The sequence below is a fragment of the Parabacteroides sp. AF17-3 genome, from assembly GCF_003635445.1.
Classification (GTDB): Bacteria; Bacteroidota; Bacteroidia; order Bacteroidales; family Tannerellaceae; genus Parabacteroides; species Parabacteroides goldsteinii.
Genome location: NZ_QTMM01000016.1, coordinates 47526 through 62950 on the forward strand (window position 1 = coordinate 47526; position 15425 = coordinate 62950).

General features: G+C 51.1%; 8 protein-coding genes. 2 read left to right on the forward strand and 6 right to left on the reverse strand.

The window, feature by feature from the left end; translation table 11 throughout:
* The first annotated feature begins 86 nt into the window (after window positions 1-86).
* Together DWW91_RS20215 and DWW91_RS20220 are read left to right on the forward strand one after the other, a co-directional pair.
* Window positions 87-1241 carry a DUF362 domain-containing protein gene (locus tag DWW91_RS20215; RefSeq protein WP_122328761.1) on the forward strand — a complete coding sequence of 385 codons (1155 nt, stop codon included), beginning with the start codon at window positions 87-89 and terminating at the stop codon, window positions 1239-1241.
* On the forward strand, window positions 1238-2002 hold the full coding sequence (locus DWW91_RS20220; RefSeq protein WP_010800740.1) for a DUF6599 family protein: 765 nt from the start codon (window positions 1238-1240) through the stop codon (window positions 2000-2002). The genes DWW91_RS20215 and DWW91_RS20220 overlap by 4 nt, the downstream gene beginning before the upstream one ends.
* 63 nt (window positions 2003-2065) lie before the next feature.
* Here DWW91_RS20220 and DWW91_RS20225 read toward each other — a convergent pair whose 3' ends face one another.
* The 6 genes from DWW91_RS20225 to DWW91_RS20250 form a co-directional block, all read right to left on the reverse strand.
* Entirely contained in the window at window positions 2066-3256 is a 1191-nt protein-coding gene (locus tag DWW91_RS20225) for a PepSY domain-containing protein (RefSeq protein ID WP_046146198.1), read from the reverse strand.
* Entirely contained in the window at window positions 3253-4083 is an 831-nt protein-coding gene (locus DWW91_RS20230) for an alpha/beta hydrolase (RefSeq protein ID WP_122328762.1), read from the reverse strand. The genes DWW91_RS20225 and DWW91_RS20230 overlap by 4 nt, the downstream gene beginning before the upstream one ends.
* 16 nt (window positions 4084-4099) lie before the next feature.
* Window positions 4100-5512, reverse strand: a complete 1413-nt coding sequence (locus tag DWW91_RS20235) for a DUF4374 domain-containing protein (RefSeq protein ID WP_122328763.1) — start codon at window positions 5510-5512, stop codon at window positions 4100-4102.
* 45 nt (window positions 5513-5557) lie between these two features.
* Window positions 5558-7855 carry a TonB-dependent receptor gene (locus DWW91_RS20240; RefSeq protein ID WP_122328824.1) on the reverse strand — a complete coding sequence of 766 codons (2298 nt, stop codon included), beginning with the start codon at window positions 7853-7855 and terminating at the stop codon, window positions 5558-5560.
* Window positions 7856-8109: 254 nt separating this feature from the next.
* Window positions 8110-10449 (reverse strand): BamA/TamA family outer membrane protein, encoded by a 2340-nt coding sequence (locus tag DWW91_RS20245; RefSeq protein WP_046146523.1) that lies wholly within the window; start codon window positions 10447-10449, stop codon window positions 8110-8112.
* Window positions 10449-15053, reverse strand: a complete 4605-nt coding sequence (locus tag DWW91_RS20250; RefSeq protein ID WP_122328764.1) for a translocation/assembly module TamB domain-containing protein — start codon at window positions 15051-15053, stop codon at window positions 10449-10451. The genes DWW91_RS20245 and DWW91_RS20250 overlap by 1 nt, the downstream gene beginning before the upstream one ends.
* Window positions 15054-15425: the final 372 nt, after the last annotated feature.

Consider the following 15425-nt stretch of genomic DNA (forward strand, 5'->3'; position numbering starts at 1 on the left):
TTTGTTGTACTAATAACTGTCAAAAGGGGAGATGCACCGGAGAAAATCAATACCTTAGCAGGCTGAAGACTTAATAATGTAATGCCATGAAAAGAAGAAACTTTTTTCGTTCGTTAGCCCTTGGAGGAGCGAGTGTCGCTTTTTCTCCCATCGTGAAGGCTGCCCCTTCGGTGCAGGCTGCCAAAGAGAAGTCGGCAACCAATATAAAGGATGCCCTTTCCATTCCCCGGAATGGAAACTCTATGCCGGGCAAATATCCCGGAAAAGTGGTAAAAGCGACTCACCCCGGTTGTATTGTCGACGGGCAACCGTCGGAGGAAGCCGCTTATGAAATGCTCCGGAACTGCATGTTGAACCTGACGGGGAAAGAAAATCTGAAAGAGGCATGGCTGCAATTTGTCGGTCCCGATGATGTAATCGGGCTGAAAGTGAATCCGATTGCCGGGAAGTTGCTGTCTACTTCGCACGCCCTGACGCAATCTATTATTAACCAGTTGGAAGAGGCCGGCATCTCCCGGAAAAACATCGTTATCTGGGACAGGCGGGAGGCAGACCTGAAAGAGTCCGGCTTTACCCCGGAGAATTACCCCGATATCCGCATCATCGGTACGGAATACACTGATGAGAATGGCAGCTATATCAATGCCGAAGGAAAGTTTTACGGGGAAGAACGGATTGACAAGGAGCACTATTACTTTGTTGATTTGGAGGGCGAGTATGATGCCTATACCATGCCGTTCATGATTAATGGCGGAAAATATTCTTACTTCACAAAGATATGTACGGAGATGGTGACGAAAATCATCAATGTCCCAGTGCTGAAGAATGCGGGAACGACGATTACTTCCTGTATGAAGAACCTGGCTTTTGGCTCTATTACCAATACGGCGCGGCTTCACGGCCCGATGTGGCACGACACCTGCGCTTCGGCTTGTGCCTTTCCTCCTTTGCGTGATAAGGTGGTATTGAATATTACCGACGGTATGATTGGCTGTTTCGATGGCGGGCCGGCTGCCAATCCGCAGTTTATCTGTCATTACAATACGATTCTGGCGGGAAGCGACCCGGTGGCAGTCGACCGCATCGGTTATGATATGGTGATTGCCAAACGTATCGAAGAAGGCGTGCAGGAGGAAGAGAAAGCCGGGGCACGTGCCTTTATGGATATGGCACAGGAGTTCAAGCTGGGAGTGGCCGATAAGGAAAAGATAGAACTGGTCGAAATAGATTTGCAGGCATGAAACACGTTATACAATGGTTGGTACTTTTGACGTTTATCCCTGTTTTCCTGGTGGCACAGGAGGTTAAGGTGAAAAGGGAGCGCGAATTTACCGGTTCCGGCCTTTATGGTTTTATGAACGGGGGAGCGGAACAGTTCCTCGAATACGGCGTCAGTAAGCTGGTAGCCCGCGATGTCGTTTACGAAGGGCAGGAATATACGGTTGAGATTTATGATATGCCAACGCCGGAGGACGCGTTCGGTATTTATTCGCTCCATGTGTTCAGATGCCAGCGGGCGGATACTTTAGGGTGTATCGATTGTCTGTCGCCTTACCAGTTGCAGGCTGTGGCTGGGAATAAATATGTGTCGGTCGTTTTTCCTTCCGGTTCGGCAGCGGCAAAAAGTAAGGCGGACGCGGTAATTCGTTATTATCTGCCGATGGATGGCAAGGATAATCCGGCCTTCCCGGAACAACTGGAAGGATTGTCTCCTTATTCGGGCAAAGTTAAATTTTTCCGGGGGCCTATCGGCATATCCGGGGTCAGCACTTCGCTGATGCATTATCTGGAAGGTGTTGCTTATACAGGTGTCTGGTTTGTGGCCGACAAACCTTCGAAGAGCTATCGTGCCCTGGTTTGTGTCAAGGAAAAGGGCGAGATAGATAAGTTAAAAGAAAAAGTCCCTGCCTCCGATATTATCCGGAGTGGGAACGATTTCATTTATCTAACCGATAAGGAACAGGAGAAGCAGCATGAAGAAAATGGGGATTTCGGGTTCTGAATAAGTTTTCATCATGCCTCCCTTGTTCAGCGTTACGGATGGCTTTCAGACGACGGTGTGCAGTTATCTCTTCCTTTTCCGCATCTTCTTCTTAATCCAGAAATAATAACCCGTTATGGCGAAGACTGCACCGAGGAAGGAGACCAGGCAACTCAGTATCTTCGTCGTCATGCCACCCCAGGTGCCGGCATGCACGGAATATATCCAGCCTCTTATCTTTCCTGATTTAGGCAGGTCTTTGTATAACTGGATATCGGTGATTTGGCCCGTTGCCGCATCGAATGTGTAACGGTCGCTACCCCGGGTGTTGCCGTATCGGGCGGTGGAGACGGAAGCTGAACCGTCCTGGATGGTGATGGAGTTGTATGCCGGATAGCGGTGCTGCAAATCCGATAGAACGCCGGCCCATACCGTATAATCCGTTCTTTTCTGTTGCCTTTCTTTTCTTTCAGAAGAACCGGAACGTTCCGGATGACCGCCTCTCTCCCCGCGACTTCTTTCACCCGGCTTTTTATCTTCGGGCTGTTCCTGTTTGGCCGAAGGGGCCGGAGCATGTGCCTGCGGCTGGGTTGTCTCTACGCCGAAAGCCGTATAGAACGCATCCCGGTACCAACCGAACGACCAGGTCAGCCCGGTGAGTGTCAGGACGAGCAGAAGTAGGGTGGAGTAAAAGCCTCCCGCCACATGCAGGTCGTAGAAGAAACGGTACCAGCCGGCGTTCGCCTTTATTTTCAGGCGGTTTTTCAAGGCCTTCCTGTTACGGGGATACCAGATGACAAGGCCGCTTATCAGAATGATGGCCAGTACGAGTGTGGAGTATCCCACAAGCGCTTTCCCCAGTGAAAAGCTGCCGTCGCGTTTATAGGAGTCGAGCAGCCAGCGGTGGAGGCGCATCATCTGCATGAAGAAACCCTGTCCGTCATTGATGCCGGTGACTTCTGCGGTGTAGGGGTCGATGAAGGCGGCGGCCTTTTTGCCCGGCAGCACCAGTTGGTAGGTACGTTTCGGGTCGGGAGTGACGCGGATGCCGTTTATCTTAATGGAGTCGGGGAGTTGCCGCCGGGCTGATTCTATCAATGCGGCCGGCAGGAGCGGTTCGCCCTTCACCTCTTTTACGAAGTAGTGGGAAGGGTGGCAGAGTTCCTGTATCTCCGTTTCAAATACCAGTATTGCCCCTGTCAGGCAGACAATGGCGATGATGATACCGAAGGGTATGGATAACCATAGATGTATTTTAGCAAAGAGTTTTCTCATTTTCCGAATAATTGTTTTATCCCGTCGTATATACCTGGAATGGCGACTGTTCCGTGGTTCTCTTCGGGGAATGATTTATGAAAGAAACGCAGGTTTTTCGCCTGCGGCAATACCTCTGTGAGGAGGTGGTTTACTTTGTTGAGGTGGATGTCCACCCGGTCGGTCCGTTTCTTCGAAGCGACGCCGATGTACAGGCTTTTACCCGTGAAGTCTTTCCCTTCAACCCATGCGGCTGCTTCCTGCGATAGCTTGCCCTGGTCCCACCACAGGCTCGGGTCGACGACCAGATAGGTGTCGAACAGCTCCGTATGGCGGAGGAAGGTGTTCAGGGTGAACAGTCCCGCGTAGGAATGGCCTATCAGCATATTCTTTCCGTTCGTCCGGCAGGTGCTGTCGATAACGCCGCGGAGCTCTTCGGTCAGGAAGCGGCTGAATGTTTCGCTTCCGCCGCCCTGGGGAGTCGCATCCGGGGCAATCCGGCCGTCCCGTCCCGCTGCCGAGGCTGTCGGCGTCAGGTCGCGTGTCCGGTTGACGTTGAGCACGCCGATGATGATGCTTTCCGGGAGGTATTTGCCTCTGACGGTTGTAAATGTCCGGCTGATTCCTACCAGCGAATGAAAGAAAGCGTCTCCGTCGAGCAGATAGATGACCGGATATCTTTTCGTTGTATCCTGCTCATAGCCGGAGGGAAGGTGTATCCAGTAGTTCCGTTCCTCGTTTAATACGGCAGAGTGGAGAGACTGTTTCTTGCCTATACAAATATCCTCCTGGCTCCGCATGGTTAGCGGGAGCAGGAGGAGTATAAGAAAGATATACATGCGAATCATCTTTCGTTGTTATTGTTTACTGTGCAGCCGTCAGTTTACCGACACCGCTCACCTGTGTAGCTTCGATTGTCAGACCTTTGGTTGCCGTGGCAGTTGCCGGGTTGATTTTGTAGATAGCCGGGTTGCCGCCGCCTTCGTTGAAGGTAACGGTTACGTAGGCGTTGCCTTTTTCAACATACGGTTCGTTGCCGAAGCCGGAAATCTGGTCGGTTGAAGGTAGACCTGTTACGTATGTCAACTTCTTGTCTCCGGCCTTGAAGATAGCCAACTGGTTGGCTACATAGCCTGTTTCAGTGAGAGGTCTGTCGTACATCAGCAACATGAAATAATCGTCTGCGATATGCCAGCTACGGAGGAAAGAGTTACCGTTGGTCAGGGCTTCCAGGTTGCAGTAGTAATCGTCGAACTCAGTGCTTCCGCTGGGGATACGAACGACACCAGCGGGCAGCGTTGTCTTCTGGCGGGCATCGGTCATCGTTTTTGCGAAGCTCGGCGAGAATACATATACGTCACCGTTGTCGGCTGCCCAGATCATTTGGTAATACTGGGATTTCATACGTCCAGCGGCATAGCTGATCTTATCCGTTTTGATAAGTTTCTTGCTGGTCATGGTTACATCGTCGAAGATGGCTACCCAGCATTCGTTCGGATACTGTGTCCACTGCAATTCGTCTTTCTTGTAAGCGCTGCTGTTGGAACCGCCCGATTCTTTCTTCACCAGGTCTTCGTTGCCCGGCAATACCCATTTGCCGTTCTGGTCTTTTGTGCCGTACTGGCTCAGACCCATTGGAACGGCGGCTGTGTAAATCTTGTTGTTGTGTTCCAGCATACCGGACAGGGTTACGTATTCACCGGTGCCCAGGAAGTTTTCAGACAAATAGGCTTTGTTCTGCGTATCGTTGGTGGTGAATGTTTCGGCTGCCGGGTCCAGGTAAGAAAGCAGGAATACTTTCGGGGTGTAACCGTTTTCGTCGTTCCATTCCGTAGGACCGTCACCGGTAGAAGAGGTCATGATATATTTGTCGTAGATGCCATAGGTGGTAAAACGCTTTACACCGAACTCGGCAGAACGCTTCTTCAGTTCGCCGCTGGCATCCATGATATACGAGCGGGTTCCGCCGGCTTCTCCCTGGTTGTATGTCAGGGCGTAGAGATATTGTTCCTTGAAGAATACCCAGTAGGTTGCACCGTCGTTCACAACACCGTTGTTGATGGTCGTAACGGTACCTTCGTCCAACGATTCGGCGTTGACCAGCACATTGGTTGTATTTCCGGAAGCCGTTACAGAGGCTGCGATTACATATTCCGCGTTGTTGTCATCGTCACCGCCATCACCGCCACCGGTAGATGGATCGTCGTCACACGCTGTCAGTGTCAGTCCGGCCATTGCAGTAGCGAAAAGGCCTGTTAAAAAGAAATTCTTCTTCATCTTGTCTTGTTTTAATATTGTTTATTACTATTTATTTTAGAGAGATTAATTGCCTAGATAGACACGAACCTTTCCGTAGAATGCCCGTCCTGCTTTTTGCAGGCTGAAGTTGTCGTACAGCTTTTCGTCCGTGAAGTTGCGGCACTCGAACGAAATGTTGTAACGTCCGTTCTGAAGGCTGTAAGAGAGAGTCAGGTTGTGTGAGAACTGGTTCGGCACCACATATTCGCCTTTATTCGAACCGATGATAGAAGAATAATAGGTAAAGCTATGTAGGTACTGATTGTCGTAAGTCACTATCAGCGTGTTGCCTTTCTTCCAGAGGTTACGCCAGTAGAAGGTCACGTCGGAGTCGGCGAAACGGTACGGCAGGTTCGGCATACGCTGTTTATAGGCGATATTGTTTGCACCGTTGCTGATGGCCGTCTTTTGGTTGTCGCGGACATTCATCTGCGTATAGTTTCCACCCAGGCTCAGCCAGTTAGCAAAGCTGTAACGGGCGGAGATGTTATAGCCTTTGGTCAGCACCTTGCCGTAGTTGATATAGCTTGCCGCCTGTTTGCCGCCGCTCAGGTCGGTGATGTTACGCTGGATATAGTCTTTGGTGTTGCGGTAAATCAAACCGCCTTCCACATACACGTTATGTTTGTTGAATGCTTTGTTGTAGCTTACGTTCAGGTTCAGGTTGTCGCTGTTTTCCGGTTTGATGCCCATGTCGCCCATTTCAAGGTCTTCGTTTCCGAACATTTCCTCGATGGTAGGCAGGCGGTAGGCTTTTTCGTAAGACAGTTTGGCCTGCAAACCCGGCAGTACGAAATAGGTACCGGCGACCCCGTATCCCATCGAGTTGACGCTGCGGGAGGTGCGGACATATTCTGAACTTGTGTTATCAGTTGCTATCGGACCGGCTACATACTGGTTGTAATGCTTTCCGAAGACAGACAGGTTCCAGTGTTCGGACGGCATCAGGCGGTAGGAGAGGCCGGCAATGTTCTTGCGTGTCTCCTTGTCGATAGCATCCGTCAGTTCCTCGTTTGTCAGCAGGGAGGTGTTGGAGCGGCGGAAGGCGGTCAGTACGTTGTTGAACGTAAACATATGTGCCTTGCCGATGCGGTAGTTGAGGGTGACCGTACCGTTCCAGTTGTTGTTGTCCGAACGGGTGTGCTGGTAGGACTGTTCGCCGCGTGAGTTCATCAGGTGCTTGTCGCCTGCCCAGTTATATTCGTAGGCGGAGGTATCCACGTTGGTCGTCAGGTTCTTGTTGTAATTGGCGGTGAATACCAGGTCGAGACCATCGGTGAACAGGTTGCGTTTGTTGTATTCCAGCGACGGCATCAGGGAATGGCCTTTGCGGTGTTTCTCGCCGTAAACCGTGTTCTGGCGTACACCCGTCTGTATATCCTGGTACATATTGGAATAAGTGAAACCGAACAACAGGCGGTCGGCCCATTTCCTGTTGACAAACCCCAGCTTTCCGATGATGGCTTCGTTATGGTAAGTGTCGTTGAAGCGTTTCACACGTTCTTTCTTATCCGTGTCGAGACGTCCCGTTTCGAAATCCTTTACCGGGGCATCTACATAGTAGTCGTTGTCCGAATAGTTCTGGAAAGCATTGATTTCGTAAGTGAAACCGTTATCCAGTGTCTGTCCGAAGTTGACGTATGATTTGTGCGTATTGAACGAGCCGAAAGAATAGGAGGCGTCGAGAAACCAGTTGCGGCGTTTCTTGTTCGTCACGATGTTGACAACGCCACCGATGGCATCCGTTCCGAAACCGACGGGGACTACTCCTTTATATACTTCGATGCGTTCAGCGAAATTGACCGGTATGTTGTTCAGGGCGAATGAACTGCCTACACCTTCCTGCGGCACGCCGTCGATAAAGACCTTCACGTGCTTTCCGCTGAAACCGTCGAGCATCAGCTGCATGTCCGAGCCTACACCACCCGATTCGCGGAGTTTCATGCCCGGTGCTTTGGCGAGCGCATCGCTCAGGCTTTTGGTGGAGTTTTGCAGTTCCTTGGTATCTACGGCTATGGCGTTGAAGGCCGAACGTTTCAGGCGGCTGATGCCGTTGGAAACGACTACGACTTCATCCAGTTCTTCCACTTGCGGAGTGATGGTGATATTTTGTTTTACGCGCTGGCCGTCGATAAGCCTGACTTGCTTTTCAACTGTTTTATAGCCGATGGCGGATACAACCAGTGTATAATTTCCTGCGGGAGCTTTGAGATGGTAGATACCTTCTTCATTCGTCGTTCCTCCGTAATTGGTACCTTTCAGATAGACTGTTGCAAAATCAACAATCTCTTTCTCCGTTGATAATATCTTCCCTGAAATCATGGCCTCCCCCTGTGCTTTTACCGTAACCGGCAGAATTACAAGGAATAGTGCAAACATTAGTGTGTTAAATATCGCTTTCAATGTCCGAATCTTTTTACATTATTAAACTGCTGCAAAGGTCGGCTGAAAAGGAAAGCGCATCAATCACCGATTATAGGTAAAAAAGAAGCGTAAGGGAAAGGGTAAAATAACTATATATAGGTATGGAGGGGAGGAGGAATAATAATCGACCTTCCCCTCAACAACTATACTTCCTAGAACGGATACCCGATTGCCAGGTGCCATCCCGGTTTATATTTGGGGACGTTGAAGTAACCATTCTTGTCTGTTTCGTAAGGAACATGTAATGGGATACCCATATCCAGGCGGATCACGATAAAGGTCAGGTCGTAACGCAGGCCGACACCGGCATCCAGCGCCAGGTCTTTCAGGAAACGTCCCCATTTCAGTTGGCCGCCGGGACGCTGCTTGTCTTCACGGATCAGCCAGATGTTACCGGCGTCTACGAATGCAGCCCCGTGCAGGTCGCCCAGGATCGGGAAACGATATTCGAGGTTGGCTTCGAACTTCAGGTCGCCGGTCTGGTCGAGGTAGCTGTAAGTTGTCTTTTCGGGAAGGTAACGGCCCGGACCGATCGAACGGATCGTAAAGGCACGCAAACTGTTGGCACCCCCGATATAAAATTGTTCGCTATAGGGAGCAACCCGGGCGTTCCCGTAACTGTAGACGGCACCTGCCATCATGCGTCCGACCAGATGCTGGTTATGGCCGATCTTATAATCATAACGTATCTCGGCTGTCCCTTTCACGAACTGGGCAAACTTGTTTCCCAGCAGATGTTTCCCTTCTTCGTTGAATTTCTTTCCGGCAATAGCATAGCCGGCACCCAGGAGGTTACCTGCCTGCGAAACGGCAAGCTGGAACCACGTGTGGTTCCGGCGTGTAGTGATCGGGGCATCATCATAGGTATAAGTATAACCCATTGCCGGCACGAACTGGTTCTCCAGACTCAGTTTTAACGCCTTGTTATCCTTTGTTATGCTATCGAACTCATGCGTCGTAGACTGGAGCAGGTTGTACGTCAGCTTGAACGGCGTGATCGAATGGTGACTGGTAGCGGACGACTGGTAATCGTAGGAAGCACTTCCGCCGAAAGCCAGCATCTTGAAGAAACGTGCCCGGTTCAGCTGGTCGACATACAACCGGAAAGAGGTACTTGACGGATACAAGCCGTCTTTCTTCATCATTCCCGGGAAAAGCAATTGCGGGAACGTCAGCGTTCCGCTCAACCCCATCTCCCAGCTGTTGATGGCCGATTTGGCACCATCCACCCGGTTGCCGGTCTGCCATTCGTAAGAACCGCGCAGGCGTACTCCGAAAGTCTCGCCGCCACCGAACACGTTCCGTTTCGTTACGCTGAAGATAGCTCCCGGTCCCACCTGGTCGTTACTTTTGGAGGTGACGTTCACTTCCAGCTCACCGTCGAGCGGAAGGTCGTAGACCGTGTTGATCTTCAGGTCGAGCGTGTCCTGGCGGCGGGTGGTGTCGCGCGGGGTATATTGCATTTCGGAATACCGGAAAATACCCAGGCGCGAATAGCTGGTCTGGGTCCGTTGCTGTTTTTCCTGCGAATAAAGGTCACCCGACCGGAACCGCAGGCGGTTATAGAGCACCGACGGGCGGACGCGCAGTTTGCCTTCGTAGTAGACGGTCATGTCTTTGTAACGTACCGAATCGGTGGGTGTCTCATTGTTATAGCCGTTCAGCCAGACTGATATATCGCCGATCTTCCACGGGCGAAGAGCGGCACGCGACAGTCCGGGTTTGGTCATGATGCGGAGCGCCACCTTGCCGGGATTCATGATGGTATCAGCCTGGTAAGTGATGAACTCGGGACGGAAATAATAAAAACCGTTGTTGCGCAGCAAGGAGGAGATACGCTGCCGTTCGGCTTCCAGGTTCGTCACGTTGAAGTTTTCACCGTCATGAAGCAGGCGTTCACCTATCGTATTTTGTATCAGTGTATCCATCCGGTGACGCATCCTTACATAACGGATACTATCATAGGTGTAGGGATGGTTCATGGCCACCTGGTAAATGAGTTTTGCTTTCTTCGCATTTTTCGGATTGGTATCCACCTGGAAAGAAGTCGTTCCGTTGAAATAGCCATATTCCTTCAACAGGTTTTGCGCTACCTTGATGCGGACTTCGGGATTTACGGTGGAGACGAACACCGGTTTAGCAGCCAGCTTGTCGAAAATCCATTTCCCAATCTTCCCCTTTTTATTGACAAATGCATTATAGACCCAGAGGCCGAAAGGCAACGGCACACGGATGGACGAACTTCCCAGCAATGCATTGTTGGGCGGATAGGCAAGGGCGCCTTCCACTTCGGCTAGGGCATCTTCGCCGGCGGTGGTTTTATCTTCATCGGTGACTTCTATTTTCTTGATACCGGTGTATAAAACTTCGCCTTCAGGCAGGTTCTTCGTTGTCGAACAGGAAGAGGATAGCAGGATCAGGGTAGTGAATATCGAGGCGATAACACACCCTCTGCCGTTTAACAGTCTGTATAATATGTCCTTATTTTCCATCATTCTTCTTCATTTACCGGTTTGGGTCGATTCTTTTTAAAATTGAACAGTTCGCGTAGATGGAGCATCTTGCGGCGCAGGACGATACCGGCGCCTGTTTCGGTGATCTCACCTTCCAGCAAACTTTCGTAGTTCTTATCGTGGAACAGCTTCACGTAGCGGGTTCCACTGGCATCCAGCCGGTATTCGATCGAGACGTTGTCGATAAAGGCCTGTGTCTGGCTGCTGTTGCTGGCGTTTTCGCCGGTCGAGATGCGTCCGCCCAGCACGACACGGATGCGGTCGTTCCAGAAACGTTTGGCGAAACTGAAATTATAATCGGTACGCTGGCCGCCTGAGCCGTCGCCGTTCTCGTCGTAGGTATCCATGCCGAAGGAGATGTCGACCGTCTTCAGGGCACTTCCGGCAATGTTGCTGATCTCACTGTTGAGGAAGCTGTTCAGGGCGGCACCCATGTTCAGATTCTGTTTGCCGCTTCCGGAGTTGCCCAGATACATGCCGGTCATGATCATGCCGACTGCCAGTTTCGTGCGTTCATCTTCACCCAAGCTGCTCAGTTGGGTCTGCATCGCCTGGTCTTCGGGAGCCGTCAGGACGAATTGCAGGCCCAGGTTCTCCAACTGCTGTTTGAGGGCGATGCCCACGTCGAAATTCACCATGCGCGGATTCTGTCCGCTGAGCGTCACGTTCGTGCGGATACGTTCGGTGGCAGTCAGGTTCAGGTACGGGTCCATCGGATCGCCGCTCCACTGCACATAACTACCGTTTTCGATATTAAATTCTTTCAGCGGGATGACCGGCAGGGCATATTTTACAATACCACCGGAAAGGGTATATCGTCCGTTCAGGATCATCTCGCCCTGCGGGGTATATTGGAAAGAAAGGTCGCCACCCCCTTCGAGTTCGACTTTGCTGGAGCGGTCGGGGGTAATGTCGGCGTTCAGCCGTACGGACTGGTCGATGCGGATGGTCAGCAGCATATCCAGGCCGCCCAAAGGCAGCGGGGCTTCTTGCCGGCGTCGGTTCACCAGCGTGTCTTCGAATGAAGTGAAAGTCACCAGGTCGGATAGACGGTCCTGTACCGTCAGCGGCGAGTCTTTCATGACATAAGTCACATTGGTTCCTCCCAACAGTTGCAGGTTGCCGCGCATCATTAAGGCATCCAGCGGACCTTTGACCGTCGACGCCAGGTTGACGAGCAGTTTGCCGTACACCATGCTTTCCTTGTTACGCTTCACGTCGAGCAACTGCATGTTGTCGGCATTTAGTTTCAGGTCGGCCATCATCCGCGAAGGATTATTGAAGTCGATCGTGCCGTCTATCACGAACGGGTTCTTTCCGGCTGCGTGGATATGGTATTTGTCGAACAGGATCTTATTCTCTTTCACCACGATTTTCTTGTCGTCCACCCGGAAACTGGTACCCACGGCAGTGACGAACATTGAAGTCGAATCCATTTCGATATATCCGTTCATTTCGGGAGCTTTGCTGCTGCCCTTTATCGTCATGTTCCCTTCGAGCACGCCGCTGAGCGCCGCCATATTATCCGGGATAAACGGGTTCACCATATCCAGCGGCAGATGTGTTACGTCGAGCGTCCCGTCCAGGTGGTCGTTTTTCCCCATCTTGTAAAGGGCGGTTGCCGACATGACTTCGTTTTGGTCACGGAAGAAGTGCATGTCGACCTGGTGCGTATTGTCGGCCAGCGGGAGATAAACGGTGCTGAACATCAGTTCGCCTACCCGTCCGCCTTCATAGATCAGATTGTCGATATTTGCATCGACAACGACCAGGAACGAACTGTCCGACGGAGCATATTGCATGTCGGCGCTCAGGATACCCTTCATCGAAGGTATCTCCGCAAAAGCCTTTGAGATCACATCGAGGTTGATCTGGCTCAATTCCAGATGCAGTTCCTCCATCTTATCCTTTTCGGGCAACGAATGTATCCACAGGGAGGCGTTTTCTTCGCCCGACAGGCGGAGGTCGGCGGCAATATCTTTTTCGTTCTTATAAAGGATATAATTGTCCGGGTTCAGCTTGAAAGGGCGGAATGCCAGGATCGGATTGTCCGGGAACAGATGGAGGTTGAAACCTTCTTCCACCTTGTCGGCACGCAGTCCGAGCAGGATACCGGTTTTCCCCAGGCCGTCTGTGTACAGGAGTTCGGCGTCGGCAAACGTATTCCTTACCTTTCCCTTGACTCCGGCTGTAAACGGAGCCTGCTGGCGGAATTTCGTCTTGATGACATCGGCCTGATACAACAGTCCGAGCGAGTCCTGCCGGATCGCAAAGCTGACTGTGTCTATCCGCGTCGTGTCCTGCATCAGGTTATAAATGCCGGCATCCAGCCGGAAACCTTCTTCGGGAGAGGTGAACGCCTCCAGGTTCAGGTTGTTGAACGAGACGTTTGCCTGTTGCAATATATTATAAATCGGATTATCCTTCCCTGCCGATATGGCCAGATGCATATCCGGCAGCAACGGTTTAAAGGCGGGGATATTGATCATCGAATCTTTCTCGAGCTGTTTGTTCAACCCTTCGGAAATCTTGTTGAACTTATCGGTCATGGTCTCCAGGTCGGAGTTGCCGGTCAGCACGATCCCGAGGTCGCCGGCATGGAAGGAGACGCGGGTGGTGTCCTGGGTGCTTTGGGCGTGCAGGGTAAGTGTCTTCGGTTTATAAATACCCGTGGTGGTAGTCAGTTCCCAGTTTCCGAGGGTGACGTCGACCAGGTTGTTCTTTCCCATGTCGGTTTCCGCTTCCGCGAAAAGCTGGAAGGAGGTTGCCAGCGAATCGTTCATCAGGTGCATGCCATAGAGGTCGAAGTTTTCGACATCGGCTATCAGCATGGCTTTGATCTCTTTCTTTTGCAAGGTCGCATTCAGCGTCATATCCATCTTTGCCAGCGGATATTTGCTCAGCAGGTCGAACTTTACGAAGTTCTTTTCCAGCGAACCGGCCAGGGTGACGTCCGATACGTTGTAATTGCCGTATCGTATATCCGTCAGTTTTCCGTCCAGCTTTGCCCGGGAAGAGGTTTTGAAGGGATCGAACCCTTGGCCTTCCGCCTGTATGGATGCGCTCATATAATAGAGCGAGTCGAGCGGCATAAAATGCACAGGTTCCAGGCTATCCACTTTCAGGTCGGCTTTATAAGCCTCTTTGGCCGGGTTGAAACGGCCTGTCAGCAGGACTTTTCCTTTGTCTTCTTTCAACAGGAGATCGGCTTGATACTCATTGTTTTTCAGAGCCGCCTCACCGGTCAAGGTGATGCCTGCCGGGATATTATACCGGTGCCGTTCGGCGGGGGGAAGCATTGTCAGCAGGAAATCGAGGTTGCCGGTTTTTGCTTTCAGGTCCAGTTTTCCAGAACGGCGCACACTGTCGGTCAGTGCTTTCATCGTTCCGGAAACGTCCATGCGGAAAGTCCCCGGCAACTCCGCTTTCAGCTGGCGGAGCAGCATGGACGATAAGTTTCCCTCTACTCCGGCAGTCAGTGAAACCGGTTTCTGCGGATAGGCTTTCTGAAAATCTTCGGGCAGTGCACCGGCGAATGTCATCACATCTTCTTTTCCCAAAGAGGCGGTTAATAACACCCGCATATCACCTTCGGGGTTTTCGTCGAACGAACTCCAGGGAACCATCGCCAGCAGGCGCGCTTCCGAAGCAGCTGTTTTCAGCAATAATTGCGGTACACTAATAGTCGTGCTGTCACTGTGAAGGCTTCCGGTCAGCGAAGTGATCGCTAGTCCGGAACGGTCGTCGGCAGAGAGTTCGCGTATCCGTGCCTTTATGTCCCTCCCTCCGTAGAACAGCGAATCCAGGGTGATATTGACATTACTCAGGGCGATATGCGAAGGGTCGAAACCTTTCACCGGCTCCTGGTCGTTGCCGTCGTATCCCAGTGTCGAACCGGTCAGTGTGAACAGGTCCGCCCCATATTGTGAAGTGCCCAGGTCTACGACGCCGTCTTTCAGGTTCGCCTTATCTATATAGGTAGTCAGGCGCAACGAGTCGGCAGGCATCTGCATGGCAAACGCCACCCGGTCGAAATTGATTTTTTCCAGTTTCAATATCCAGTTGACTGGGGTGGAGGTGGTGTCGGCTTTCGTTGTCGTATCGTTCAGTAGCAGGGTGATAGCGGTATCGGACAGGTCGATTGTATTGAGCGTCACCCGTTCTTTCGAGAGATTGATGCGGTCGGCCTTGGCATATAAGCGTCCCAGCACGCCTTTTATCTCCATGCCTTCGATAAAAGTCCCGGTATTCACTTTCACCCCTTCCAGGTTGATAGCGTCTACCAGCACTTCTTTTTTCAGCAGAGGCAAGGCTTGCACATTGACGGAAAGGCTTTTCAACGTCAGAAGCGTATCGGTGGGAGCCGTCAGGACCTCCACCCCCCGCACAGTCAGGTTCAGCGGGAAGGAGAGACGTATCCGTTCGATCCCGATCTGCATCCCGGTAGCTTTTCCGGCATAGTAGGCGGCCTGTTTCACTGCAAAATTCTGTACAGGCGGTATATATAAAAGCACAGAGATAAGTAGTATCAATACCACCGGTATCAACAACACAATCCCTATCCGTTTTATCCAAATCCTCATCTTTTTATCAGCGTTTTCTTTTTTATTATCATAACGGCTAAATACCCTGTTTTGTTTGAAAATTCTTTAACAAATATAGAAATAAAATTTCGTAATAAAAACGGGGTAATGTGATAATATGCCAATTTCGAAATGGCTGATACGGATAGAGACGGGATCGAAACGGGAGGTTTTAGTCTGTCGCTCCCTTCGTCTTCCTTCTTTTGCAGTACGTTCTGCACGTTGCGTTAAATGATCTTTTGTATAATATCCTTTATATCCAGATTCAATTTAGAGAAGGCATACCATGATTTCTCCATTATTTTTCATAGCGATACGATTTTGTTTGCGGCAAAGTTAAGATTATTATTTGTCCCGTATCTGTTTTTCTGT